The following is a 24,508-nucleotide window of genomic DNA, read 5'->3' as shown; positions in this document are numbered from 1 at the left end:
CAACCGAGGAGCTCTATCCCATGCAACACACCTCCCACGGCGCGTCGCGTCGCCTGTCGCTCAACGCCGTCGGCCTCGCCCTGCTGGCCCTGCCCTTCAGCTACGCCGCGCAGGCGCAGGAAGCCGTCAAGATCGGCCACATCGGCCCCACCAGCGGCGCCATCGCCCACCTGGGCAAGGACAACGAGCTGGGCGCCCGCATGGCCATCGACGAGCTGAACGCCAAGGGCGTGCAGATCGGCGGCAAGCCCGTCAAGCTGGTGCTGCTGGCCGAAGACGACGGCGGCGACCCCAAGCAGGGCACCTCGGCCGCGCAGAAGCTGGTGGACAACAAGGTCAATGGCGTGGTGGGCCACCTGAACAGCGGCACCTCCATCCCGGCCTCCAAGATCTACAGCGATGCCGGCATCCCGCAGATCAGCCCCTCGGCCACCAACCCCAAGTACACGCGCCAGGGCTTCAAGACCACCTTCCGCGTGGTGGCCGATGACGTGCACCTGGGTGGCACGTTGGGCCGCTACGCCGTGCAGCAGCTCAAGGGCAAGAGCATCGCCGTCATCGACGACCGCACCGCCTACGGCCAGGGTGTGGGCGACGAGTTCGAGAAGGGCGTCAAGGCCGCCGGCGGCAAGATCGTCGGCCGCGAATTCACGAACGACAAGGCGACCGACTTCAGCGCCATCCTGACCACGCTGAAGGCCAAGAACCCCGACGTGGTGTTCTTCGGCGGCATGGACGCCGTGGCCGGCCCGATGCTGCGCCAGATGAAGCAGCTGGGCATCAAGGCCAAGATGATTGGCGGCGATGGCATCTGTTCGGCCCAGCTGCCCAAGCTGGCCGCCGGCACCATGGGTGATGCCGAGGTGTACTGCGCCGAGGCCGGTGGCGTGGAAGGCGAGGCCAAGACCGCGATGGTTGACTTCAACAACCGCTTCCGCGCCAAGTTCAACACCGAGGTGCAGGTCTACGCACCGTACGTGTACGACTCGGTGAACGTGATGGTGGCCGCGATGGTCAAGGCCGGTAGCGCCGACCCCGCCAAGTACCTGCCCGTGCTCGCCAAGACCGAGGGCTACAAGGGTGTCACCGGCACCATCAGCTTCGACAACAAGGGCGACATCAAGAACGGCGCCCTGACCCTCTACACCTACAACGGTGGCAAGCGCGATGCGCTGGCCGTCATTCGCTAAGCCTTCCTTTCAACCACCAGAACTCCAAGCACCATGCAGAACAAGATCCGCTTTACCGCCCTGGCCGCCTTCGCCCTGCTGGCCGGCGCCGCCCAGGCCCAGTCCTCGGTCACCGTCTATGGCCGCATCAACCTCAGCGTCGAGAACCAGAAGGCTGGCGATGCCTCGGCCAAGAACGTGCTGCAGAACAACAGCTCGCGCTGGGGCCTGAAGGGCAGCGAAGACATGGGCGGCGGCCTGAAGGCCGGCTTCCAACTGGAGAGCGGCCTCTCCGCCGACACCGGCGCCGCCGCCGCCACCTACTGGGGCCGCCAGGCCGAAGTGAACCTGAGCGGCAGCTTCGGCACCCTGCGTCTGGGCCAGATGACCAGCGAGGCCTACTACGCCACCGCCGACTACATCAGCAACCACAACCACGACACCGGCACCTCCTCGGACGCGCTCTACGCCTACGTGGGCCGCAACAGCAACAAGATCGCCTACCGCCTGCCCTCGATGGCGCAGGGCATGAGCCTGGAGCTGGCCACCTCGCTGAAGGAAGGCGGCGCCAACAACAGCTACGACGTGGCCTGGAACTACACCGTGGGCGGCCTGCAACTGGGCGCCGGTTACGAGAAGAACGGCGACGCCACCCAAGCCGCCTTCCGTGCCTTCTACATGGCCGGCAATCTGGGCTTAGGCGGCTACCTGCAGCGCGACGACGACGCCTGGAGCGTCAAGGGCAGCCGCACCAACGTGCGCCTGGTGGGCATGGTTGTGGCGGGCGCCAACGAGTTCCACTTGAATGTGGGCCGCGCCGGCAAGGTGGGCAGCGTGAACGACAGCGATGCCACCCAGTACACCCTGGGCATCAACCACAACCTGAGCAAGCGCACCAAGCTGTACGCCTTCTTCACCAAGGTGGACGACGGCAAGGCCGGCATCTACGGCGGCGACTTCCGCTCCGTGGCGGGCGGCCTGCGTCACAACTTCTAAGCCTCTAAGCACACAGCCTCGAGCGCAGCAGGGAGGGCGGAGCGCAGGCGGCTGCCGCGGGGACGGCTGCCTGCGCTCCGACGCTGACAATCACGGCCCCGGCTTCACGCCGGGGCCGCATCACTTTTGGGGAAGCTGACGAGATGGTCCTTCGCGCGCTGCTGCTCTGCCTGGCCATGGGCTCTGCCCTGGCGCAGGCGCCCTCCCCCACGCTGGCCAAGCTGCGCCACTCCGGCGTCATCACCCTGGGCTACCGCACGGCCTCGGTGCCCTTCTCCTACCTGGGCGCGCAGCTGCAACCCATCGGCTTCACGATGGACATCTGCTACCGCGTCATCGACCACCTGCGCCGCCAGCCCGGCCTGGCCGATCTGGAGGTGCGGCTGATGGCCGTGACCAGCGGCACGCGCCTGCCCCTGGTGGCCAACCGCACGGTGGACATCGAGTGCGGCATCACCACCAACACGGCCGAGCGGGCCCGCAACGTCGGCTTCTCGCTCACCTATTTCGTGGCCGAAAGCCGCCTGCTCTCCAAGCGCAGCCGGCCCATCCCGGACGTGGACGCCCTGCGCGGCTTGGCCGTGGCCAGCACCATCGGCACCACCAGCATCCAGCTGCTCCAGGACCTGAACCGCGAGCGCAACCTGAACATGCGCATCCTGGCCGGCCTGGACGACGTGGACAGCATCCGCCTGCTGGACAGCGACCAGGCCGTGGCCTTCGCGATGGACGACGTGCTGCTGCGCGGCCTGCTGGCCAGCGCCCGCAAGCCCGAGGCCTACAGCGTCTCGGAGCTGGCGCTCTCCGTCGAGCCCTATGGCCTGCCCCTGCCGCCGGGCGACCCCGAGTTCAAGAAGCTGGTGGACGAAGCCCTGCGCCAGCTCTTCCGCAGCGGCGAGATCCACCAGCTCTACAAGCGCTGGTTCCAGAGCCCGGTGCCGCCGCAGAACGTCAACCTGAACCTGCCGATGCCGGCTTCGATGGCCCGGGTATTGAAGGAACCGACGGATTCGCCGGACCCGGAGAAATACCGCTAAGCGCCTGCACGGGCTTTTGTCCGCCGGGGGTCGGGGCGCCGGGCTTGGGCCGGCCCCGGCTGCCGCGGGGGTTGCCCACGATGGAGCGCGCCGGCGCCTCGGTGCGCTGCAGGCTGGCCAACCCACTTCTCACGCCACTTCATACGTCGTGATCTCGAACGGGTTGCCGTCCGGATCGGCGAAGTAGACGGAGATCGACTCGCGGTGGTCCACCACCTTCAGCTGCTGGCCCAGCACCTCGGCCAAGTGGGCGCGCCAGGCCGCGAAGCCGGCCGCATCCACGCGCAGCGCCAGCGTGGCGGGGTGCGGCTGCACCGGGCGCTCGAACAGCGCCAGGTGCAGCACGCCAGCCGGGTCGCTCAGGGTCAGCGGCCCGCCGTCGGCCGCCCAATGGGCCAGCTCGGGCAGGCGGCGCAGGCCCAGGGCCTGGGCGTACCAAGCCTCGGCGGCGGTGCGGTCGCGTACATGAACATGGACGTGGTCGATGGCTTGAAGCGCAGGCGGGCGGCTCATGGAAATCCCAGCAAGGAGTGAAGAGGCCGCCAGCCTGCAAGTTCAAGCCCACTTCAAGTCAAGAGCGCCCGCTCAGAAAAAGCCCAGCGCATTCGCGCTGTAGCTCACCAGCAGGTTCTTGGTCTGCTGGTAATGCTCCAGCATGGCCTTGTGCGTCTCGCGGCCGATGCCGCTCTCCTTGTAGCCGCCGAAGGCCGCGTGCGCCGGGTAGGCGTGGTAGCAGTTCGTCCACACCCGGCCGGCCTGGATGGCACGGCCCATGCGGTAGGCACGGCTGCCGTCGCGCGTCCACACGCCGGCGCCCAGGCCGTAGGGCGTGTCGTTGGCGATCCGCAGGGCCTCGGCCTCGTCCTTGAAGGTCGTCACCGCCAGCACCGGGCCGAAGATTTCCTCGCGGAACACGCGCATCTGGTTGTGGCCCAGGAAGAGCGTGGGCTGCACGTAGTAGCCCTCGGCCAGCTCGCCCCCCAGCTGGGCACGCGCGCCGCCCGCCAGCACCTTGGCGCCTTCCTGCTTGCCCACCTCCAGGTAGCTGAGGATCTTGTCCAGCTGCAGGGCCGAGGCCTGGGCGCCCATCATGGTGTCGGTGTCCAGCGGGTTGCCCTGCTTGATGGCGGCCACGCGCTTCAGGGCCCGCTCCATGAAGCGCTCATACATCGAGGCCTGGATCAGCGCGCGGCTCGGGCAGGTGCAGACCTCGCCCTGGTTGAAAGCGAACAGCACCAGGCCTTCGATGGCCTTGTCAAACAAGGCGTCGTCCTGGGCGGCGATGTCGTCGAAGAAGATGTTGGGGCTCTTGCCGCCCAGCTCCAGCGTCACCGGAATCAGATTGGCCGCGGCGGCCTGGGCGATGTGGCGGCCAGTGGCCGTGCTGCCGGTGAAGGCCAGCTTGGCGATGCGACGGCTGGCCGCCAGGGCCTGGCCGGCCTCGCGGCCCAGGCCGTTCACCACGTTCAGCACGCCGGGCGGCAGCAGGTCGGCAATCAGTCCCGTCAGCAGCAGGATGCTGACCGGCGTGCTCTCGGCCGGCTTGAGCACCACGCAGTTGCCGGCCGCCAGCGCGGGCGCCAGCTTCCAGGCCGCCATCAGGATGGGGAAGTTCCAGGGAATGATCTGGCCCACCACGCCGAGCGGCTCGTGGAAGTGGTAGGCGATGGTGTCCTTGTCGATCTCGCTCAAGGCGCCCTCCTGCGCACGCAGGCAGCCGGCGAAGTAGCGGAAGTGGTCGGCCGCGAGCGGCAGGTCGGCATTCAGGGTTTCGCGGATGGGCTTGCCGTTGTCCACGGTCTCCGCATAGGCCAGGCGCTCCAGATTGGCCTCGATGCGGTCGGCGATCTGCAGCAGCACCTGCGCGCGCTGCGCCGGCGGCGTGGCGCCCCAGGCGGGTGCGGCGCGGTGCGCGGCGTCCAGGGCGCGTTCGATGTCGATCTCGCCCGAGCGGGCCACCTGGGTGTAGACCTTGCCGCTGATGGGCGTGATGACGTCCAGCGTGCGGCCGTCGGCCGCCGGCTGCCAGCGGCCGTCGATGAAGTTGTCGTAGCGCGGGGCGAAGTCGTGCGGGGCACCGGCGGCGCCGGGTTGGGCATACAGCATGGCGGGTCTCCTGAGGCGGCGAATCGGGTGAAGGGGTCCGGACGGCGGCCGCGATCTGCCCGCCCGGTTGGGGCTGCCTTTGCACGGCGCGTGCCAGCGCTGCCTTCGGCGCAAAAGGCCGGAAACCGGCCCGGAATGCGCAAGCCCCGCGTCAGGCGGCGGGGCTGCAATGCCCGCAGCTGTCGCAGGCGCTGGCACAGCGTCCCAATCTGGGACAGCCCACCCCGCACCGCGGCTCAAACCCTGGGCGGCGCGCCGGGCTCAGCCTAGGCTCGCGCCGCCACGATCGGAGACCCCATGGCTGCTCTCGACGCCGGACCACCGGCCCAGCACCTGGCGCTGGCCCGCCGCCAGCTGGAACAGGACGGCCAGCTGGGCGAGGGCCTGCTGCACCCCCTGCTGGCACAGAGCTGGCGGCGCAGCCGCGCCTTCGGCCTGGAGCCCCTGGGCGCCGCGCCCGCCGCCGCCCCGCATGCCAGCGCCGCGCAGCTGGCACGCGCCCGCGCGGCCAGTGGCGACCTGCTGGCCCAGGCCCGGCCGGTGCTGGAGTTCGTGCAACAGCAGGTGCAGGGCAGCAGCAGCCTGGTGATCCTGGCCGATGCCCAGGGCACCCTGCTCGAAGCCCTGGGCGACGACGGCTTTGCCGACCGCGCCGCCCGCGTGGCCCTGCGCCCGGGGGCGAGCTGGCACGAGCAATGGCGCGGCACCAATGCCATCGGCACCGCGCTGGCCGAGGGCCAGGCCGTGCTGGTGCGCGGCGGCGAACACTACCTGCCGCGCAACGGCTTCCTGAGCTGCGCCGCCGCGCCCATCCACGCCCCCGACGGCCGCCTGCTGGGCGTGCTGGACATCTCTGGCGAGCGCCGCCGCTGGCACCCGCACACCCTGGGCCTGGCACGCGCCGCCGCGCGCATGGTCGAGCAGCGCCTGTTCGCCACCCGCTGCAGCGCGCCCTGGCTGCTGGCCCTGCACGAACAAGCGGAAGGCCTGGGCTCGGTCGCCGAAGGCCGGCTGGCGCTGGACGAGGACGGCCTGCTGGCCGCCGCCGACCGCAGCGCCTGCGCCGCCCTCGGCCTGGCCGCCCCGGCGCCACTGCCCCTGGCCGAGCTGCTGGAGCTGGGCCCCGACACCCTGGCCGAGATGGCCCGCGACGGCCGCCCGCGCCGGCTGCGCCACCACCAGGGCCGCTGGCTGTGGCTGCAGGTGCAGCGCGCGCCGCGCCTGGCCGCGCGCGCCAGCCCTGCCCTGCCCCCGGCGGCCCCCGCCACCCCGCAAGATGCGCTGGCCGCACTGGACAGCGGCGACCCCACGATGCACGCCCTGATCCAGCGCGCGCGCCGCCTGCTGGACCGCGGCATCCCCCTGCTGCTGCAGGGTGAAACCGGCACCGGCAAGGAATGGCTGGCCCAGGCCCTGCACGCCAGCAGCGCGCGCCGCCACAAGCCCTTCGTGGCGCTGAACTGCGCGGCGCTGCCCGAGGGCCTGATCGAGGCCGAGCTGTTCGGCTACCAGGCCGGCGCCTTCACCGGCGCGGCGCCGCGCGGCGCGCCCGGGCGCATCCGCGAGGCCCAGGGCGGCACCCTGTTCCTGGACGAAGTGGGCGACATGCCCCTGGCCCTGCAGGCCCGCCTGCTGCGCGTGCTGCAGGACCAGCGCGTGCAGCCCCTGGGCGGCGGCAGCGCGCAGGCGGTGGACTTCCAGCTGCTGTGCGCCAGCCACCGCCAGCTGCCCGACGAGGTGCAGGCCGGGCGCTTCCGCGCCGATCTGTACTACCGCATCGCCGGCCAGACCCTGGCCCTGCCGCCGCTGCGCCAGCGCAGCGATTTCGACGCCCTGGCCGCACGCATGCTGCGCGAGCTGGCCGGTGCAGACGCCCCGCAGTTGGCCCCCGAGGTGGCCGACGCCCTGCGCCGCCGCCCCTGGCCCGGCAATCTGCGCGAGCTGCACCATGTGCTGCGCGGCGCCTGGGCGCTGCTGGAGCCGGGCGAGCGGGAGATCGGCTGGGCGCATCTGGGGGCCGAGTTCACATCCTCCATCCAGCCCGTCGCGCAAGCGATGACTGCGGCGCTGAGCTTGCGCGCTGTCAGCGACCAAGCGCTCCGGCAAGCCTTGGAGGACTGCGGCGGGAACCGAACCGAAGCCGCCAGGCGCCTGGGTATCAGCCGTAGCTCGTTGTACCGACGCCTGGCAGCGTGATCCTGCTGCCGGGCGGACCGCGGATCAGCGCATCGCCAGCACGCCCCCCAGCACGCCCACGCCGCCGGCGAGCAGGCACATCAACAGCATCGAGCCCCCGCCGCGCAGGCCAGTGCCCTTCTGCTGAGCAAAGACCTGGGCCACGGCCCAGCCCTGGTAGGCCAGGGTGATGAAGGCCACGGCCAGCCAGGCCATCCCCATCCAGCGCTGCGCCCCGGCCCAGCCGCTCCAGTGCAGCGCCAACAGCAGGGGATAGAGCGGCAGGATCATCAGCAAGGTGCTCACCGCATTCGTGAACGCCATGATCACCATGTGCTCCGCCACATTGCGGCCCTGCTGCCGATAGAACAGCCAGTTCAAGCCCCCCATCAAGGGCACGCTGAGCAGCAGCAGGACCGAATACCAGCGCGTCGTCCACCCCAGCATGCCGGTGATGTGTCCGCGGGCGCGAGAGTCGTCAAACAGAGGCTCCAGGATGCTGAGCAGGAAGGGCTGGTTGTAAAGCGCCGCATAGGCACCAGCCATCAGCACCAGCAGGCTCAACGGGTTGAAGAAGCGCACCCGCTGGCCGTCCAGGTAGGCGTTGATGGTGACGCCCGGGCGGCGCAACAGGCCGGCCAGCGTGGCCAGGATGCCGCGCTCCACATGGAAGACGGCATGCGGCACATCGTGCAGCAGGCCGGCCAGGGTGAAGCGATGCACTTTGGCGGACTGCCCGCATTGCCCGCAAAAGGGGCTGGGCAAGGGGGCCTGGCAGTTCAGGCAATGGCGGCTGTTCATGGCCGCCATTGTGCGGACGCTCAATCGGCCTCCAGACCCAGGAATCCCCCGCTCTGGTGCGCCCACAGCCGCGCGTAGATGCCCCCGTGCTCCAGCAGCTCGGCATGCGTGCCGGTCTCGACCACGTGGCCCTGTTCCATCACGATCAAGCGATCCATCGCGGCGATGGTGGAGAGGCGATGCGCAATGGCCACCACGGTCTTGCCCTCCATCAGCTGGTAGAGCGACTCCTGAATTGCAGCCTCGACCTCGCTGTCCAACGCGCTGGTGGCTTCGTCCAGCAGCAGGATGGGCGCGTCCTTCAGCATCACGCGGGCGATGGCGATGCGCTGGCGCTGGCCGCCGCTGAGCTTGACGCCGCGCTCGCCCACATGGGCGTCGAAGCCGGTGCGGCCCTTGGGGTCACTGAGCTGGGCGATGAACTCGCTGGCATGCGCGCGTTCGGCGGCGCAGCGAAGGTCTTCCTCGCTGGCATCGGGGCGGCCGTAGAGGATGTTCTCGCGCACCGAGCGGTGCAGCAGCGAGGTGTCCTGCGTGACCATGCCGATGGCGCGGCGCAGCGAGTCCTGCGTCACGCCGGCGATGTCCTGGCCGTCGATGCGGATCACCCCGCCGCCCTCCGGCAGGTCGTAGAGGCGCAGCAGCAGGTTCACCAGAGTGCTCTTGCCCGCGCCGCTGCGGCCCACCAGGCCGATCTTTTCGCCGGGGCGGATGACGAGGTCCAGACCGTCGATGACCGGCCGGGCCTGGCCATAGCCGAAGCGCAGCTGCTCGAAGCGGATCTCGCCCCGCGGCACCTGCAGCTCGGTGGCGTTCGGGGCGTCCACCACCGCCGCCGGCTTGGAGAGGGTCTTGAGCCCGTCCTGCACGGTGCCGATGTGCTCGAACAGGCTGGCCATCTCCCACATCACCCAGTGCGAGATGCCGTTCAGGCGCATCGCCATCGCCGTGGCCGCGGCCACCGCGCCCACGCCGATCAGGCTGGTGCCCCAGAGCCACAGCGCCAGCAGCGCGGTGCTGCCCACCAGCAGGGCCGAGAGCAAGGTGTTGACGACCTCGAAGGCCGTCACCAGGCGCATCTGGCCGTAGGCGGTGAGCATGAACTCCTGCATCGCCTCCTTCGCATAGGCGGCCTCGCGGCGGCCATGGGCAAACAGCTTGACGGTGGCGATGTTGGTGTAGGCGTCCGTCACCCGGCCGGTCATCAGGCTGCGCGCATCGGCCTGGGCCTGGGCGATCTTGCCCAGCCGCGGCACGAAGAAACGCAAGCAGCCGAGGTAGAGCAGCAGCCAGCTGGCGAAGGGCAGCATCAGCCAGGCGTCGAAGCTGGCGACGATGCCGACCAGGGTGCCGAAGTAGACGAGGACGTAGACCAGGATGTCGACCACGATCAGCCAGGTGTCGCGTACCGCCAGCGCGGTCTGCATCACCTTGGTGGCAATGCGGCCGGCGAACTCGTCGCCGAAGAAGGCCAGGCTCTGCTCCAGCATGCGGCGGTGGAAGATCCAGCGCAATCGCATCGGGAAGTTGCCGAACACGCCCTGGTACTTGGTGAGCGCCTGGCCGGCCGCCAGCAGCACGGAAGCGCCCAGCACCGCACCCAGAAGCCAGAGCACCGGCTGCGGCTGGTTCCAAAGGGTCTCGGGCTTCTGCGTGCCCAGCCAGTCCACCAGACGGGCCATCAGGCTGAACAACAGGGCCTCGGCGGCGGCGATGCCGGCTGTCATCAGGGTGACGCCAAGCAAGTGCGGCCGCACCCCTTCGGCGCAGCGCCACAGGAAGGCGAAGAAGGCGGCCGGCGGCTGCATGGGTGTGGCCGCGGGGTAAGGGTCGACAAGGCGCTCGAAGCGCGCGGCAAGGCGGTTCAACAACATGGCCGCGAGTGTCGGCCCAGTTGGGTGGTGATGCGCCGGCTACGGCGCCTTGAGCGCCGCCTGCAGCACGGCCTGCACGGCCGGGAACTGGCGGCGCTGCGCGATGGCCAGGGCGTTGTCGCCGCTGTCGCGGCCGGCCTGGGCCGGGTCCGCCCCATGGGCCAGCAGCAGCGCCACCAGCTCGGTGTGGCCAAAGAAGGTGGCCCAGTTCAGCGCATGGTCCTGGTTGCGGTCCAGCTGGTTGATGGGAGCGCCATGGGCCAGCAGCAGGCCGGCCATGGCGGTGCGGCCGTCGCGCGTGGCCTCCATCAGCGGCGTGCTGCGGTAGCGGTTGTCGCCTGCGGCATCCACCCGGGCGCCGGCGGCCAGAAGGGCCTGGGCCAGCTCCAGCTCGCCCCAAGCGGCGGCCAAGGCCAGCGGGCCGTGGCCGGCCGGGTTGGGGCCGTCGGGCTGCGCACCGGCGGCCAACAGGCGGCGCAGTTCGGAGACGTCGCCTTCCAGCACGGCCAGGCTGAGGCGCAGCGTGGGGGTGGCCCCGGCCGCGCCGGCCTCAGTCACCATTCGGCGCAAGGCCAGGCGCATGAAGAGGCGGTTGCGCTGCTCCAGCGCCACATCGAGGGCGTCGTAGCCGTCTTCGGCCGGCTGGCGCGGCGCGGCGCCTTGGGCCAGCAGCAGACTTGTCAGCGCGCCCTGCTCGTGGTCCACGAAGGCGGCCAGGTGCAGGGGCGTGAAGCCCTTGGCATTGCCGCGGCGGACCTCGGCGCCCGCCTCGATCAGCGCCCGCGCCAGCTCCACCTGCAGGCCGCGCGCGGCCTGGTTCAGCGCCCCCGCCACGTCATGGCCGGGCTGGCCGCCGACGCGCGGGTCGGCGCCATGCCGCAGCAGGCTCTGCAGCAGTGGCAGCGGGCCGATGCGCGCCGCCAGGGCGAGCGGGGCGAAGCCGCTCGGGTTGGGTTGGTTGGGGTCATGCCCGGCGCGCAGCAGGGCGTCCAGCCGGCCCAGGTCCTGCGCGGCCACCGCGCGCAGCAGGGGCAGCGAGCCGGCTTCGGCCCCGGCGCGCTGCTCCCAGATCTCCAGCAGGGCCTGCACGGTCGCCAGCTGGCCGCGTTCCAGCGCCCAGTCGAGCGGCTGATAGCCGTTGGGCGACTTCAGCCCCAGCTGCGCGCCGGCCAGGGCCAGGGTGCGCACCATGGCCACGTCGCCACGCGCGCTGGCCAGCGCCAGGGCGCTGCTGCCGCGCGCCGTGCGCGCGTCCACCGCGGCGCCCTGCTGCAGCAGCCATTGCGTGGTGCGCGCCGCGCCCGCCTGCACGGCCAGGATCAAGGGGCTGGCACCGTCCGCGCCCTGTAGCCAGACCGGGTCCGGCGGCTCGCCCACTTGGGTGCGCAGGGCCTCCAGCGCGTCGCGTTCGATCAGCGGGCGCCAGGGCGGCGGCTCGGCGCGCAGCGGCTCGCTGGCGAGCAGCGGCCCCAGGCAAAGCAGGGTCGCGACCAGGCGCCGCAAGGGGTGCTTCCAACGCATCGGGGCCTCGGGCTGGGGCTGAACAAGGCCACACGATAGGGGCCGTGGCCCGGCACCGGCCCAGGCTTGGGACGAACCGGGCAGTCCGTGCCACCAAAGGCGCCGGGGCGGCTCCCATAATTTCCCACCCCTGCCCTTCGGCCCGCGCTCGGCCCGCCATGCCCACTCCCGCCACTTCGCTGCCGCGCGGCTCAGTCCCCCCCGCGCCTGGGCCCTGGATCGCCCTGGGTCAGCGCGTGCCTGCGGGGCTGCGGCCGGCGCTGGCCGCCGTGGCGATCTGGACCCTGATCCTGACCGCCATGTGCGTGGCCATCTACAGCGATGTGCAGCGCCAGGGCCAGACGGTCGACTTCACGCGCCTGTGGCTGCGCAATCTGCCGATCTACCTGCCGCTGATGGCGCTCAGCCTGTTCCTGCACTGGTTGTTCGCCCGCCATGGCCCGGCGCTGGCGCACCCGCCGCGGGCGCTGGGGGTGTTCCTGCTGTTGGCCCTGCTCTTCATGCCGCCCTACATGGTCTACCAGGAGCTTGCCGAGGCCTGGTGGCATGGCAAGCCGCCCGGGCCGCTGTGGGAGCTGCTGACCCGCCAGCCCGCCTACAGCTGGTGGATGGACACGGTGCTGCTGGGCGGCGCCTACACCGTGCAAATGGCGCTGAGCGGCTGGCAGCGCAGCCGCCAGCGCGAGCAGCAGCTGCAGCAGACCGAGCACGAGCTGCTGGGCCTGCGCCTGAGCCTGCTGCAGGGCCAGCTGGAACCGCATTTCCTTTTCAACTGCCTGAACAGCGTCTCGGCGCTGGTGCGCGGCCAGCAGCCCGAGGCGGCGCTGAGCGCGCTGGCCCGACTGGCCGATCTGCTGCGCTATGCGCTGCGCGCCAGCCGCAGCGACTGGGTCTCGGTGGCCGACGAACTCGACTTCGTGCGCGACTACCTGGAACTGCAGCGCCTGCGCTTTGGCGCCGCGCTGCAGCTGAGCTGGGAGATCGAGGAGCACGACTGGAGCAGCCTGGCCCTGCCGCCGCTGCTGCTGCAGCCGCTGGTGGAAAACGCCATCCACCACGGGCTGGAGGCGCAGGGCGGCAGCGGCCAGCTGCACATCGCGCTGCGCTTGCTGCCGCAGGAGCGCCTGCAGCTGCAGCTGCGCAATTCCCTGCCCGCGCAGGGCAGCGACCGCAGCGGCCATGGCCTGGGCCTGGCCAGCACGCGCGAGCGCCTCACGCTGCTGTACGGCGCGCAGGCCGGCCTGCAAACCGAGCGCAGCGCCGACGAATTCCGCCTCACCCTCAGCGTGCCGCCGCACACTCTATGACGCCCTGGAACGCGCTGATCGTGGATGACGAGGCGCTGGCGCGCAGCAATCTGCAGCTGGCGCTGGAAGCCCACCCCGGCTGGGCCTGCGTGGGCAGCTGCCACAACACCGTGGCCGCCCGCGTGGCGCTGCAGCAGCAGGCGGTGGATCTGATCCTGCTGGACATCAAGATGCCGGGCCAGAACGGCCTGGCCTGGGCGGCCGAGCTGTGCGCGCTGCCGCAGCCGCCGCTGGTGGTCTTCGTCACCGCCTACGACCAGCACGCGCTCAGCGCCTTCGATGTCTACGCGCTCGACTACCTGCTCAAGCCCTTCGATGGCGCACGCTTCGCCAGCATGCTCAAGCGCGCCGAAGAGGTGCTGAACCTGAAGCAGACCGCCGCCTGCGCCAGCGCCATGGGAGCCTACTTCGCCGAACGCCAGGCCCTAGAGGCCGGCCAGCCCGTGCCGCCGCTGCGCAGCCTGACAGTGCGCTCCGTCGGCGTGGTCGAGCGCATCTCGGTGGCCGACATCGAATGGGTGGGCGGCGCCGGCAATTACGTGCGCCTGCAGCTGCCGCAGCGCGTGGTGCTGCACCGCGCCACCCTGGCCGGCATGGAAGAGCGCCTGCCGCCGGCCGAGTTCCTGCGCGTGCACCGCACCGCCCTGGTGCGCCGCAACGCGGTGGCGGCGCTGAAGGCGAGCGGGCCCGGGGCCTACAGTCTGCAGCTGAAGTCCGGCGCCGAAGTGCCGGTCAGCGACCGCCATCTGGACGCGGTGCGGGCACTGTTCGGATAAGGCCTTCGTCCCCGCCAGCCCTGCGTTCACCCCGCCAGGCCGGGCTTGCACCCAGGGATGGGCCGGCTGGTCACCGCGCCCTGGGTGCGGATGCGTCGGGCAGGCAGGCTGCGAAGCCCCAGCCTCCCACGGACCCCGCAATGACGCTTCAAACCCTTCTGAAAGCCTTGGCCCTTAGCGCCGGCGCCCTGGCACTGCCGCAGGCCCTGGCGGTGGACCTCATCAACAAGGACAGCCGCCGCTACGAGATCGAGATCGAGGAAGGCGCCAGCACGCAGCGCAGCTCGATCGGTGCCAGCACCTCCCAAGGCGGCGTGTGCGGCAAATGCCGCATCGTCGTGGTGGGAGTAGGCGCGCTCGATGTCGAAGGTTCCGTCACCCTGGTGATCGAAGATGGCCGTCTGCGCATCCAGTAAGGCCGGCAGGGCCTGCTGTGCCTTGCTGGCACTGCTGCTCCTGGGCGGCTGCGGCGGTGGCACGAACAGTGGTTCCGGCGAGGCCAAGCCGGGCAATCAGGCCGCCGCCGGCTGCCCGGCCCAGTACCCCGACCCCGCGCACTCGCTCTACGTGTTGCCCTGGGCTGCGGGAAAGACCGTGCGCACCGGCCTGGCCAACTGCTCCAGTTCCTTCCACTCGGCCGGCCGGCCGGACCAGTTCGCCTTTGACTTCGACTTCGATGAGGGCAGCCCCTTCGTCGCCGCGCGCGGCGGCCGCGTCAAGACCGTGGTCAACACCGAGCCCAGCAGCGGAGGCGGCGGCAGCACCGGCAACTACGTTGTCATCGAACATGGGGACGGCACCTCGGGCCTGTACCTGCACAGCCCGCGCGGCGGCATCGTGGTGCAGGAGGGTGAAACGGTGGCCCAGGGCCAGGTCCTTGGCGTGACCGGGCGCTCCGGCTATGCCGGCTACCCGCATCTGCACTTCATGGTGGTGCAGGGCGAGGCGATCTACCCCTATGTCGGCGTGCCGGTCTCCTTCCGCAATGCGGACCCACCCGACCGCGTACTGCGCAGCTACCAGAGCTACCGTGCGCTCGCTTACTGAGCGGCAACGCGCACCCGGCGCGCGGCCTCTTTACAAGGCCGGCGCCACCACCGCCGCCTTCTTCACGGCCGCGGCCATGGCGTCCTTCAGCTGCTTCTCGGCCGTTTCCATGCGCAGCCGGTAGGTGTCCAGCTCGGACTGCTGGCTCTGGTGGCGCGCCACCTGGCGGCGCAGTTCCTCCAGTTCCTGCTGCGCGCCCTGGCTGGCGCGCAGCTTGTCGGCGATCTGCGCGTTCTGGGCCTGCAGCTGGTCGCGTTCCTCGCGCAGCCGGGCCAGGCTGGCCGCGGCAGGGGCGTCCTTGCCCACCTGCTGCAACTGGGCTTCCAGCTCGCGGATGCGCGCCTGCTGCCGCTCGGACAGCGCGCGGTCGCGCGCCAGCTCGACCTGCCGGCTCTCGTACTGCTGCAGGCGGGTGCGCGTCTGCTGCAGCTCCTTCTCGCGTTCGGCCAGCACCTGGGCCGACTGGGCCAGGCGGTCGCGCTCCTGCTGCAACTGGTTCAGCGCCGATTGCGAGAGCTTCTTCTCCTGCGTGCCGGCTTGGATGTCTTCCTGCAGCCGGGCCATGCGGGCCTGCACCGCGGCCAGCTCCTGCTCGCGCGCCGCCAGGTCCTGCTTCAGCCCTTGAATGGCCTGCTGCTGCTCGCCAGCCAGGCGCTGGATCTGCGCCTTTTCCTGCACCAGCGCCTGGTAAGCGCGCTCCGAGTTTTCCAACCGGCTCTTGTAGGCGTTGAGCTCGGACTGCGTCTGCGCAAAGCGGGCCAGGCGTTTGCGCAGTTCCTCCAGCTCGGACTGCGCCACGCGCGCCGCGCGCAGCTCCTGCGTCACGGCGGCGTTCTTGGCCAGCAGCTCGTCGCGTTCGGCCTTGAGGCGGTTCACATCCGCCGCGGAGCGCTGGGCCTGGCCGGCCTGAGCCAGCTGCTCCTCCAGCTCGCGGATGCGCTCCAGCTGGCCGGCCACCACCTGCTGCTGCTTGGTGGTTTCGGCCTGGGCCGCCTCCAGCTGCTGCAGCTGGGCCCGGGCCTGCTGCAGCTCGCGGTCGCGCTGCGCCAGCAGGCGGGCCGAGCCGGCCAGCGCCTCACGCTCGGCTTCCAGCTGCGCCAGCGCCTGCTGGGACATCTGCTTGTTCATCGAACTGACGCGCATGTCCTCCTGCAGCGTGGCCATGCGCTGCTTCAGGGTCTGCACCTCCTGCTCGCGGGCCTCGAAGTCGGTGCGCATGGCGGCAATGGCGGCGCGCTGCTGCTCGGTGAGCTGCTGCATCTGCTCCTTCTCGCGCACCAGGGCCTGGTACTGCGCCGTGCTGACGCGCGTGCCGCAGCCCACGAAGCAGAACTCGCCGGTAAAGGAGAAGTTGATCCACGGCACCTGGGGCGCGCCGAAGGGGGTGGATTCGGTGCGCACACCGTCGATGACGCGCTTGAACATCTCCTCGATGTTCAGGCCCGGGCTGTCCAGATGCTTGAGCAGGTGGGCAGTGAAGAGGCCGTTGCGGCCAAAGCCGTCGTAGGCCACCCGCCCAGGCGCCGTGGGGTAGATGACGATGCTGCCGGCCGGGGCATTGGGCAGCGCCAGGCCGCCGCCCGCCCCGGAGGCCGAGCGGCTCTGCGCAAAGGGGTTCTCGCGGCAGGCATCGAGGATCAAGATGGACAGGCGCACGCCGGAGGCACGCAGCTCGTCGAACAGGAAGGAGAGCCGGAAGGTCTCGTCCGGCACATAGGACTCGCTGCTGACCTCGGCCTCGGTGGGCACCAGGTAGTTCTCGCCCCCCACCTCGATGCCATGGCCGGCGTAATAGAACAGCGCGGTGTCGTTGGGCTGCAGGCGCTTGACGAAGGCCGCCACCGCCCGGCGCATGGCGCGTGGGTCGGGCAGGTTCTCCTGGCAGTCGACATCGAAGCGCAGGCCCCGCAGCTTGTCGCAGATGGCACGGCTGTCGTTGACCGGGTTCTTCAGCGCCGAAAGGTGCTTGTACTGGGCATTGCCGATCACCAGCGCCGTGCGCCGCCCCACCTCGGGCGCCAGGCCCGTGCCCCCTGCCGGTGCGGCCGCGGCCACCTGCACCGCGCGTTCGTCCGGTGCAGCCGCCGCCACGGGCAGCATCGCCACCCAGGCACAACCCAGTCCGCCCCAAAGCCAAGCCTTCACCGCTGCACCCCGTCTCCGCCCTCCGGCCCTGCGCTGGATTGAAGCGCTTGCGCTGAGGGCGCGCAAGCGCCGAGCCGGCTCGGGCCCACCTCAGAACGACAGGCTCAAACCCAGGGCCAGGCCCTCGGTGGTGTCGCGCAGCTCGGTGGAGCGGTTGGTGGTGGGGCTGAGGGCGATGCGAAAGCCCTGGGTGGCCAGCACCTGGCTGCGGTAGCCCAGGGTCAGGGTCATGGCCTTGGCCGCCGCCACGCCCTCGAAGGAATAGGCCAGGCCGGCCTCGCCCAGCCAGTAGTCGGCATCGAACTTGGCGCGGCCGCTGGCATCCGCCACCGGGAAGCGCCCCTTCACGCGGCCGTAGCCGACATTGCCGTACAGGCTGAAGCCGCGCGTCAGCGGGGCCGAGCCGAGCACGCCCAGGATCGGACCGCTGTACTTGAACTCGGTACCACCGCTGAACTCCTGCTTGACGCTCTTGTGGCCCAGCGAGAGCGCCAACGTGGGCAGCAGGTAGTAGCCGGCATGGAAGTCGGTTTCCTCGCGCTTGGCAGAAAAGGGGCCCTCATTGCCGTCGAAGCCGTAGCGGGTCTTGACGAAACGGCTGGCCGACAGCAGCCAATCGCCCTGGCGCAGGGAAACCGAAGGGATCAGTGCCGCCTTGTCCTGGCTGCTGAAGTTCTCGGAGGCGCCGGGGATGTAGGCGTTGCCCACCGCCGTGGGTGGGTAGACGTCCCAGGTGCTCCAGGTGTTGGACCAGGCCCGCAGGCCCACCGTCAGCGTCGTCGCATCGTCGGCCCAGGCCGCAGGGCCCAAGACAACCGCCAAAAGAAGTGCGCACTTGGTCTTCATGGAGTCCCCTGCTGCAGTGAGATGGCCGAGGCAGGGTAGCCGCAGCCTCCGGCTTCGCCAAGCGGGGCAAGCGCCAGCGCGTCCAAGCCGCCACAGCGCCCGGGCCTCGATTTGCAGGCTTTCGATCGACGCCGCCGCGGCCTAGAGTCGGCGCTGCGCCTCGGTCTTTGCAAGGGGTTCCCGATGTCAGTCGAACGCAGACTCTCGACCTGGACTGGTGAGCCCCCTGCCGGATGGACGGGGCTGATGGCAGCCGCGTTGAGCACGCTGCTGGCTGCCCTGCCCTGCGAGGCCGCGCCGCCCGCCGGTGCGGCCGCCTGGTACAGCAGCGCCACCGTGGACGAAGGCGGCGTGCTGCGCGTCTGGGGCCGCCAGGTGGTGGCGGGCGCGCTGGCCCCCCAGCGCGTGCAGCTGCCGGTGGCGGTGGCCAAGGTCTTTGGCGGCGGCAGCCAGGGCTTCGCCATCGATGTCCAGGGCACGCTCTGGGCCTGGGGCAACAACAGCCTGGGTCAACTCGGCGACGGCAGCGTGGTGCCGCGCGCCAATCCGGTGCGGGTGGGTACCGGCTTCAGCCTGGTGTCCACGGGCGTCAACCACAGCCTGGGGCTCAAGGCCGATGGTTCGCTGTGGGCCTGGGGCAGCGGACTCTTTGGCCTGATCGGCGACGGCGCTCTCACCGATCGGCGCAGGCCGGTGCAGGTGGGCTCAGGCTATGTGGCGGCCGCCGCAGGCTTCACCCACAACCTGGCCATCCAGGCGAATGGCAGCGTGTGGAGCTGGGGCCGCAACCAGTCCGGCCAGCTCGGCATGGGTAGCACCAGCACGGTCAGCGTGAACCTGCCCACGGCCATCGGGCTCACCGCCCAAGCGGTGGCGGCCGGCAGCGAGCACAGCCTGGCGCTGCAGGCCGACGGCAGCCTCTGGGCCTGGGGCGACAACTACTACGGCCAGTTGGGCGATGGCAGTCGGGCCGACGCCAGCACACCACGCCGCATCGGCAGCGGTTATGCGGCCATCGCCGCCACCGGCTACACCAGCCTGGGCCTGAAAACCGACGGCACGCTCTGGATCTGGGGCTATCGCAGCACCGAAGACGGGCGCGGCGGCATCCAAGCCACACCGACGCAGATCCTCAGCGGCGTCAGCACCATGAGCGCAGGCTTCTATCACGGGCTGGCGCTGCGCTCCGACGGGCAGCTGTATACCTGGGGCGACAACCGCTTCGGCCAACTCGGCGATGGCAGCACCAGCACTCGCTTCAACCCCATTGCCATCAGTACCGGCTGGGCGGCGCTGGCGGCGGGGTCGCTGTTCAATGTCGGTCTCAGGAGCGATGGATCGGTCTGGGCCTGGGGCGACGACTACGAGGGCCAGCTGGGCAATGGACCGCCCGAAAGCAAGACCACGCCGACCGTGCTGGACAGCGGCTTTCGCAGCATCGCCATGGGGCTCGGCCACAACCTTGCGCTGAAGCCCGACGGCACGCTTTGGTCCTGGGGCCAGGGCAATGCACCGCTCGGCCTGGGGGTGGTCGGGCACCAGCGTCTGCCGCGCCAGGTCGGCAGCGGCTTTGCCAGCGTGGCGGCCGGCAATGCCCACAGCCTGGCACTCAAGACCGACGGCAAGCTCTGGACTTGGGGCAGCAATGTGGAAGGTCAGCTCGGCCACAACAGCGAGGTCGTGTGGACCCCGCGCCAACTCGGCAGCGCGGTCTGGACGGCCATCGCCGCCGGTCATTCGCACAGCCTGGGCCTGCAGCCCGACACCAGCCTGTGGGCCTGGGGCGCCAACGACGCCGGACAGCTCGGCCTGGGCGACCGCAACCCGCGCGCCGAACCCGTGCGCGTGGGCACAGGCTTCAGCACCATACTGGCCGGCACCCGTTTCAGCATGGCGCTCAAGATCGATGGCAGCCTCTGGGCCTGGGGCGCGAACGGCTCCGGCCAACTGGGCGTGGGCGATTTCACTGACGCCAGCAGCCCCCAGCGTGTGGGCGGCGGCTACGTGAAGGTGGCGGCGGGTCAGAACCATGTCGCCGCCCTCCAGGCCGATGGCTCCCTGTGGATGTGGGGCGACGGCCGGTTCAACCAGCTGGGCGATGGCGCGCGCCGCAACCGCGCCACACCGGCCAAGCTGGGTGATGGCTTCGTCGACGTGTTCAGCGGCCCCACCGCCGATCACACCCTGGCGCTGCGGCGCGACGGCAGCTTGTGGATCTGGGGCCTCAACACCACCGGGCAGTTGGGCGACGGCACCATCGCCGCCAGCGCGCGCCCGCTGAGCGTCGTGAACGAGCAGGCCACCGGCCTGCTGCGCCTGGCCGCCCCGAGCGGCGGCGCCGGCCCCGAGCTGCTGGCCTATCTGCTGAAGCTGCAAACCCAGGGCTATGACCTCAAGGCCAGCCTGACCGATTTGCGCGCCGCCGGCCTGTTGGGCGATGTGTATTTCAGCGTGCTCGCGCCGGCCAACTCGCCGCTGACCGGCTGCACCAGCAACTGCAGCCCGGGTGCCGCGACGCCCTCCCGCGGGCCGCAGCGCGGGCCGCTCACGGCCTTCCGCAGCGCGCGCCCGCTGGCCGAGGGCGCCGCCCCCGCCACGGTGGCTGGCGTGATCTCCCGCGGCGGCTTCAAGCAGACCAGCGGCAGCGGCGGCGCGCAGGCCGAGGTGGCCTACAACGGCGACCTCGGCCGCGCCAACGAGCTCGCCGTCATCAGCGGCCTCAGCAACCCGCTGGCCGACAGCAGCGCCGTCATCTGCATGGGCGTCACCATCCCCGAGCTTTCGGCCAAGGGCCAGGTGCTGATGCGCCCCATCGCCACCGGCGCTGGCGTGCAGGGCGTGGTGCAGTGCCCACCGGTGCAGACGGCCGCCACGCTGGCGCGCTTCCGTGCGCAGAGCAGCGGCCCGATCACCGCCCGCACCATCGTGGCCGAGGTGACCCCGCTGGACGAGGAGCGCGGCCAGCTGCGCCAGGTGTTCTCCTGGGCCGTCACGCCCGATGGCCGCCAGTACATGCAGACCGCCCCGAACGTCTGGGAAGCCATGACCGAACCCATGCGCGCGGTCGCCACCGTCACCCTGCCGAGCACGGGCAACTACCTGCTCGACGTCACGCGCGCGCTCAATCTCAGCGGCCTGGAAGGCACCTTGGTCTTCATCGGCGTGGGCAGCAGCTGGGCGGAGGTGCGCGACCTGAACAAGGCCGGCCAGCACACCACGGTGCAATAGCTCCGCGGGCGCTACGCTCACGCCATCGCACCGCAGCGGGAGCCCGCATGAACCCATCGGACGGCAAGCGCACCGCTTGGTTGGCGTGGATGGCCTTGCTGGCAAGCGCACTGCCCGGCGCCGCCGCGGCGGCCGATGGCGCGCCGATGGTCTCGGTGCGCGGGCCGCACAGCCTGGCGCTGAGCGCCGATGGCAAGGTGCTGGCCTGGGGTTCGGACCAGAACGGCCAACTCGGTAGCGGCACCCGGCCCTACGAGCCGCGCCCCGGCCTCGTCGTCGGCCTCGGCAACATCGCCGCCATCGCCTCGGGCGGCTACTTCTCGCTGGCCCTGGGGCGCGAAGGCACGGTCTGGACCTGGGGCAGCAACTACGCCGGCCAGCTGGGCGACGGCAGCCGCCCCGACCGCGCCACCCCGGGCCGCGTGCCCGGCCTGACCCAGGTGGTGGAACTCTGCGCGGGGCCGGAGTACGCCCTGGCGCGCCGGGCTGATGGCAGCGTCTGGGGCTGGGGCTCCAACTACAACCTCACGCTCGGTGAAGGCGAGCGCCCCGAGAACGCCACCGCCGCTCCGGTGGCGGGCCTGCAGGGCGTCACACAGCTCGCCTGCGGCGACCGCCATGCGCTGGCGCTGAAGGCCGATGGCACCGTGCTGGCCTGGGGGCGCAATGAGTTCGGCGCACTGGGCCTGGGCCACACGAGCGACCGCGCCAGCCCCACGCCCCTGCCCGGCCTCAGCAATGTGCGCGCGCTTGCCGCGGCCCAGGAGCTCAGCTACGCGGTGCGAGCCGATGGCACGGTGTGGGAATGGGGCGCCGGCAATCCCTATGCCAGCCCGCGCCCACCGGCGCGCCTGAGCCCGGTGCAGGTGCCGGGCATCAGCGGCGCCGCCAAGGTGGCGGCCGGCTCGGTCTACGCGGTGGCGATTGGCACGGACCCGACACGCTGGTGGCAATGGGTGCCGGGCACCAGCGCGCAGGCGCAGGCCGCGGTGGGCACGCTCAGCGGCGCCGCCCGCGGCTACGGCCAGGGCTTCCTGCTCAAGAGCGACGGCACGGCGCTCGGCTTCGGCGCCCTCAACGGCAATGGCTTCGGCAGTCTGGGCGACGGCACCACCACCTACCGCGAGGAACCCGCCCCGGTGGTCGACATCGCCGGACTCGTGCAGGTGGCCTCGGGCACCTGGTATGGCCTGGCCCTGGGCGCCAATGGCCGCGTCTTCAGCTGGGGGCTGGATGCCTCGGGGCAGCTCGGGCGCGGGCGCTTCCTGCACCGCTCCGTGCCGGCCCAGGTGGCCGGGCTGCCGGTCATCAGCCAGGTCTCGGCCGGCTGGGACCACAGCATGGCGCTGGACGGCGCCGGCCGGCTCTGGGCCTGGGGCGGCAATGGCTACGCCCAGCTCGGCAATGCCAGCTGGGCCGACATCGGCCAGCCCGAGCAGCTGAGCGGCATCGCCGACGTGCGCAGCGTGTTCGCGGGCGACTTCTACACCCTGGCCCTGAAGAAGGACGGCAGCCTGTGGGGCTGGGGCAGCGGCCTGCCGGTGCCCACCACCGGCAACCCCGCCGAGCCGGCCCAGCTGCTCGGCGCCGGCCAGGGCGGCCTGGCCCTGGCGGCCGGCGACGCCCATGTGCTGCTGCTGCGCTCGGATGGCAGCGTGGCCGCGATGGGCGACAACAGCGCCGGCCAGCTGGGCGACGGCACGCTGGACGCGCGCAGCGCCCCGGTGGCCGTTGCGGGCCTGAGCGGCGTGGTGGCGCTGGCCGCGCGCGGCCGCAGCAGCTGGGCGCTGAAGGGCGACGGCAGCGTCTGGGCCTGGGGCGACAACGAACGCGGCCAGCTCGGCGACGGCAGCCAGACCCGCCGCCTGCGGCCCGTGCCGGTGCCCGGCCTGAGCCAGGTGGTGGAACTGACGATTGGCCTGCAGCACGCGGTGGCGCGGCGCGCGGACGGCAGCCTGCTGGGCTGGTTCTGGGGCTACAACCTGTTTGGCGAACTCGGCTCCGCCCAGGACCAGCTGGGCAGCACCCCGCGCCTGCTGCGCGGCGCCAGCAGCGTGGCAGGTATGGCCGCCGGCGACGCGGTGAGCGCCTTCGTGCGGCAGGACGGCCTGGTGCTGATGGGCGGCTCCAACAGCCACGGCCAGCTGGGCGACGGCAGCCTGGCCAACGCCATGCGCCCCGGCTTCGTTCTGGACGAGCGCGCCACCGGCTGGCTCAACCTCAAGCGCGCCAGCGGCTCGCAACCCTCCAGCGACCCCACGCTGGTGCTGCTGCGCGCCATCCGCAACGCCCAGGGCCTGAGCGCCCTGCTGACCGACCCGCGCGCCGTGGGCGTGGCCGGCGAGGTCTACTTCAGCGCCCTGCTGCCCCGCGCTGCGCCAGGGGCCTCCCCCTCTCGGCACGCCGCCGCCGCACGCTCCGGCCCGCCGCGCCGCCGGGCCGATGCTGCGGCACCCGGCATGGCCCCGGTGGTGTTCACGCGCGGCGGCATCAAGCAAAGCGGCCCCAGCACCCCCGCCCAGCCCAGCCTGGCCGGACCGCTCACCACCGGCTCGCAACTACCCGTGTACGGGACGGAAGTGGCGGACCCGCTGGTGGCCAGCAACGCCATCATCTGTGTGGGCGTCACCATTCCTGAGCTCTCGGCCAAGGGCCAGGTGCTGATGCGCCCCATCGCCACCGGCGACCAGCTCAGCGGCGTCACCCAATGCCCCACCGTGCAGACCGCCGCCACGCTGCAGCGCTACACCGGCACGGCTTCGGGCCCGCTCACCGCCCGCACCCTCACCGCCAGCGTCGACCCGCTCGATGAAGACCGTGGCCAGCTGCGCCAGCTCTACTCCTGGGCCGTCACCCCCGATGGCCGGCAGTACATGCAGACCCCCGCCGGCTGGGTGCCGATGACCGAACCCATGCAGCCCGTGCAGAGCCTCACCGTGCCCCCAAGCGGTCGCGTGAGCCTGAGCGTCACCAATGCGCTGGACCTCTCCGGCCTGGTGGGCACCCTGGTCTACATCGGCCTGGGGGCCAGCTGGGAAGAGGTGCGCGGGCTCAACAAGGCGGGGCACTACTACACGGTGGAGTAGCGCCTACCCTTCGGGTTCTTCGAACTGCAGCTCCACGCCGTTGCCCAGCGGGTCGCGCAGGAAGAGCTGGACGATGCCGGTGCCCGGCACGCCCGAGCGCCGCACGGCGATGCCGCGCGCGGCCAGGCGCTGCTCGCAGGCCGCCAGCCCGCGGCAGCGAAAGGCCACATGGTCGAAGCTGCCGCTGACGTTCGCCTCACGCGGCTCGCCGGGCCGCGCCTCGCTCAGGTGCAGCACATCCTGCGCGCCGGCATAGAGCCAGAAGCCGCGGCTCGCAAAAGGCGGCCGTGGCCCCAGCTGCAAGCCGACGACCTCGACATAGAAGTCGCGCAGCTGCTCCAACACGGACCATTCGGCGCGCAGGTTGTAGTGGGCGAAGCCGAGGTTTTCCATC

General features: G+C 71.2%; 18 protein-coding genes. 10 read left to right on the top strand and 8 right to left on the bottom strand.

Translation table 11 applies throughout. From position 1 onward, the window contains the following. The first annotated feature begins 20 nt into the window (after positions 1-20). From I7X39_RS00170 to I7X39_RS00160, 3 genes are all read left to right on the top strand, one after another. Positions 21-1,190 (top strand): branched-chain amino acid ABC transporter substrate-binding protein, encoded by a 1,170-nt coding sequence (locus tag I7X39_RS00170; RefSeq protein ID WP_198108932.1) that lies wholly within the window; start codon positions 21-23, stop codon positions 1,188-1,190. Positions 1,191-1,223: 33 nt separating this feature from the next. Further along, positions 1,224-2,165, top strand: a complete 942-nt coding sequence (locus I7X39_RS00165) for a porin (RefSeq protein WP_198108931.1) — start codon at positions 1,224-1,226, stop codon at positions 2,163-2,165. Between the two features lie 143 nt (positions 2,166-2,308). Then, the gene (locus I7X39_RS00160; RefSeq protein WP_198108930.1) at positions 2,309-3,202 is read left to right on the top strand and encodes an amino acid ABC transporter substrate-binding protein; all 894 of its coding nucleotides are present in this window, start codon (positions 2,309-2,311) and stop codon (positions 3,200-3,202) included. Between the two features lie 129 nt (positions 3,203-3,331). Here I7X39_RS00160 and I7X39_RS00155 read toward each other — a convergent pair whose 3' ends face one another. Further along, positions 3,332-3,715, bottom strand: coding sequence for a VOC family protein (locus I7X39_RS00155; RefSeq protein ID WP_198108929.1), 384 nt, complete (start codon positions 3,713-3,715; stop codon positions 3,332-3,334). A 72-nt stretch (positions 3,716-3,787) separates the two neighbouring features. Further along, positions 3,788-5,308: an acetaldehyde dehydrogenase ExaC gene (gene exaC, locus I7X39_RS00150; protein WP_198108928.1), complete on the bottom strand. Its 1,521-nt coding sequence runs from the start codon at positions 5,306-5,308 to the stop codon at positions 3,788-3,790. A gap of 297 nt (positions 5,309-5,605) precedes the next feature. Here exaC and I7X39_RS00145 point away from each other — a divergent pair, with 297 nt between their 5' ends. Next, positions 5,606-7,504 (top strand): sigma-54-dependent Fis family transcriptional regulator, encoded by a 1,899-nt coding sequence (locus tag I7X39_RS00145; RefSeq protein WP_198108927.1) that lies wholly within the window; start codon positions 5,606-5,608, stop codon positions 7,502-7,504. A gap of 24 nt (positions 7,505-7,528) precedes the next feature. Here the strand turns inward: I7X39_RS00145 and I7X39_RS00140 are convergent, their stop codons facing one another. The 3 genes from I7X39_RS00140 to I7X39_RS00130 are packed head-to-tail and all read right to left on the bottom strand — an operon-like array spanning position 7,529 to position 11,679. Next, the gene (locus I7X39_RS00140) at positions 7,529-8,284 is read right to left on the bottom strand and encodes a DUF3667 domain-containing protein (RefSeq protein WP_198108926.1); all 756 of its coding nucleotides are present in this window, start codon (positions 8,282-8,284) and stop codon (positions 7,529-7,531) included. Positions 8,285-8,304: 20 nt separating this feature from the next. Then, on the bottom strand, positions 8,305-10,158 hold the full coding sequence (locus I7X39_RS00135; RefSeq protein WP_198108925.1) for an ABC transporter ATP-binding protein: 1,854 nt from the start codon (positions 10,156-10,158) through the stop codon (positions 8,305-8,307). 39 nt (positions 10,159-10,197) lie between these two features. Then, a complete protein-coding gene (locus I7X39_RS00130; RefSeq protein ID WP_198108924.1) occupies positions 10,198-11,679 on the bottom strand; it encodes an ankyrin repeat domain-containing protein in 1,482 nt (493 codons plus the stop codon). Between the two features lie 158 nt (positions 11,680-11,837). Here I7X39_RS00130 and I7X39_RS00125 point away from each other — a divergent pair, with 158 nt between their 5' ends. The 4 genes from I7X39_RS00125 (at position 11,838) to I7X39_RS00110 (ending at position 14,809) form a co-directional block, all read left to right on the top strand. Beyond that, positions 11,838-12,986 (top strand): sensor histidine kinase, encoded by a 1,149-nt coding sequence (locus I7X39_RS00125; protein ID WP_198108923.1) that lies wholly within the window; start codon positions 11,838-11,840, stop codon positions 12,984-12,986. Next, positions 12,983-13,762, top strand: a complete 780-nt coding sequence (locus I7X39_RS00120; RefSeq protein ID WP_198108922.1) for a LytR/AlgR family response regulator transcription factor — start codon at positions 12,983-12,985, stop codon at positions 13,760-13,762. The genes I7X39_RS00125 and I7X39_RS00120 overlap by 4 nt, the downstream gene beginning before the upstream one ends. A 140-nt stretch (positions 13,763-13,902) precedes the next feature. After that, positions 13,903-14,178: a hypothetical protein gene (locus tag I7X39_RS00115; protein ID WP_198108921.1), complete on the top strand. Its 276-nt coding sequence runs from the start codon at positions 13,903-13,905 to the stop codon at positions 14,176-14,178. A gap of 22 nt (positions 14,179-14,200) precedes the next feature. After that, positions 14,201-14,809 carry a M23 family metallopeptidase gene (locus I7X39_RS00110; protein ID WP_198108920.1) on the top strand — a complete coding sequence of 203 codons (609 nt, stop codon included), beginning with the start codon at positions 14,201-14,203 and terminating at the stop codon, positions 14,807-14,809. A gap of 30 nt (positions 14,810-14,839) precedes the next feature. Here the strand turns inward: I7X39_RS00110 and I7X39_RS00105 are convergent, their stop codons facing one another. Beyond that, entirely contained in the window at positions 14,840-16,954 is a 2,115-nt protein-coding gene (locus I7X39_RS00105) for a caspase family protein (RefSeq protein WP_198108919.1), read from the bottom strand. Positions 16,955-17,044: 90 nt separating this feature from the next. After that, positions 17,045-17,800, bottom strand: coding sequence for a porin family protein (locus I7X39_RS00100; RefSeq protein WP_198108918.1), 756 nt, complete (start codon positions 17,798-17,800; stop codon positions 17,045-17,047). Between the two features lie 246 nt (positions 17,801-18,046). Here I7X39_RS00100 and I7X39_RS00095 point away from each other — a divergent pair, with 246 nt between their 5' ends. Then, positions 18,047-21,028: an RCC1 domain-containing protein gene (locus tag I7X39_RS00095; RefSeq protein ID WP_198108917.1), complete on the top strand. Its 2,982-nt coding sequence runs from the start codon at positions 18,047-18,049 to the stop codon at positions 21,026-21,028. A gap of 47 nt (positions 21,029-21,075) precedes the next feature. Next, on the top strand, positions 21,076-24,114 hold the full coding sequence (locus I7X39_RS00090) for an RCC1 domain-containing protein (protein WP_198108916.1): 3,039 nt from the start codon (positions 21,076-21,078) through the stop codon (positions 24,112-24,114). Positions 24,115-24,117: 3 nt separating this feature from the next. Here I7X39_RS00090 and I7X39_RS00085 read toward each other — a convergent pair whose 3' ends face one another. Then, the gene (locus I7X39_RS00085; protein WP_198109385.1) at positions 24,118-24,507 is read right to left on the bottom strand and encodes a VOC family protein; all 390 of its coding nucleotides are present in this window, start codon (positions 24,505-24,507) and stop codon (positions 24,118-24,120) included. Between the last annotated feature and the right edge of the window lies 1 nt (position 24,508).

The organism is Inhella proteolytica (assembly GCF_016093275.1).
In the GTDB taxonomy this organism is placed as follows: Bacteria; Pseudomonadota; Gammaproteobacteria; order Burkholderiales; family Burkholderiaceae_C; genus Inhella; species Inhella proteolytica.
Note: the sequence above shows the minus strand (reverse complement) of the source record. Positions and strands in the feature narration are given on the sequence as shown.

What these genes read in the sequence shown, in the direction of transcription:
- I7X39_RS00170 (WP_198108932.1), top strand. Translation starts at nt 21, where the DNA reads ATGCAACACACCTCCCACGGCGCGTCGCGTCGCCTGTCGCTCAACGCC.
- I7X39_RS00165 (WP_198108931.1), top strand. Translation starts at nt 1,224, where the DNA reads ATGCAGAACAAGATCCGCTTTACCGCCCTGGCCGCCTTCGCCCTGCTG.
- I7X39_RS00160 (WP_198108930.1), top strand. Translation starts at nt 2,309, where the DNA reads ATGGTCCTTCGCGCGCTGCTGCTCTGCCTGGCCATGGGCTCTGCCCTG.
- I7X39_RS00155 (WP_198108929.1), bottom strand. Translation starts at nt 3,715, where the DNA reads ATGAGCCGCCCGCCTGCGCTTCAAGCCATCGACCACGTCCATGTTCAT.
- exaC (WP_198108928.1), bottom strand. Translation starts at nt 5,308, where the DNA reads ATGCTGTATGCCCAACCCGGCGCCGCCGGTGCCCCGCACGACTTCGCC.
- I7X39_RS00145 (WP_198108927.1), top strand. Translation starts at nt 5,606, where the DNA reads ATGGCTGCTCTCGACGCCGGACCACCGGCCCAGCACCTGGCGCTGGCC.
- I7X39_RS00140 (WP_198108926.1), bottom strand. Translation starts at nt 8,284, where the DNA reads ATGAACAGCCGCCATTGCCTGAACTGCCAGGCCCCCTTGCCCAGCCCC.
- I7X39_RS00135 (WP_198108925.1), bottom strand. Translation starts at nt 10,158, where the DNA reads ATGTTGTTGAACCGCCTTGCCGCGCGCTTCGAGCGCCTTGTCGACCCT.
- I7X39_RS00130 (WP_198108924.1), bottom strand. Translation starts at nt 11,679, where the DNA reads ATGCGTTGGAAGCACCCCTTGCGGCGCCTGGTCGCGACCCTGCTTTGC.
- I7X39_RS00125 (WP_198108923.1), top strand. Translation starts at nt 11,838, where the DNA reads ATGCCCACTCCCGCCACTTCGCTGCCGCGCGGCTCAGTCCCCCCCGCG.
- I7X39_RS00120 (WP_198108922.1), top strand. Translation starts at nt 12,983, where the DNA reads ATGACGCCCTGGAACGCGCTGATCGTGGATGACGAGGCGCTGGCGCGC.
- I7X39_RS00115 (WP_198108921.1), top strand. Translation starts at nt 13,903, where the DNA reads ATGACGCTTCAAACCCTTCTGAAAGCCTTGGCCCTTAGCGCCGGCGCC.
- I7X39_RS00100 (WP_198108918.1), bottom strand. Translation starts at nt 17,800, where the DNA reads ATGAAGACCAAGTGCGCACTTCTTTTGGCGGTTGTCTTGGGCCCTGCG.
- I7X39_RS00095 (WP_198108917.1), top strand. Translation starts at nt 18,047, where the DNA reads ATGGCAGCCGCGTTGAGCACGCTGCTGGCTGCCCTGCCCTGCGAGGCC.
- I7X39_RS00090 (WP_198108916.1), top strand. Translation starts at nt 21,076, where the DNA reads ATGAACCCATCGGACGGCAAGCGCACCGCTTGGTTGGCGTGGATGGCC.
- I7X39_RS00085 (WP_198109385.1), bottom strand. Translation starts at nt 24,507, where the DNA reads ATGGAAAACCTCGGCTTCGCCCACTACAACCTGCGCGCCGAATGGTCC.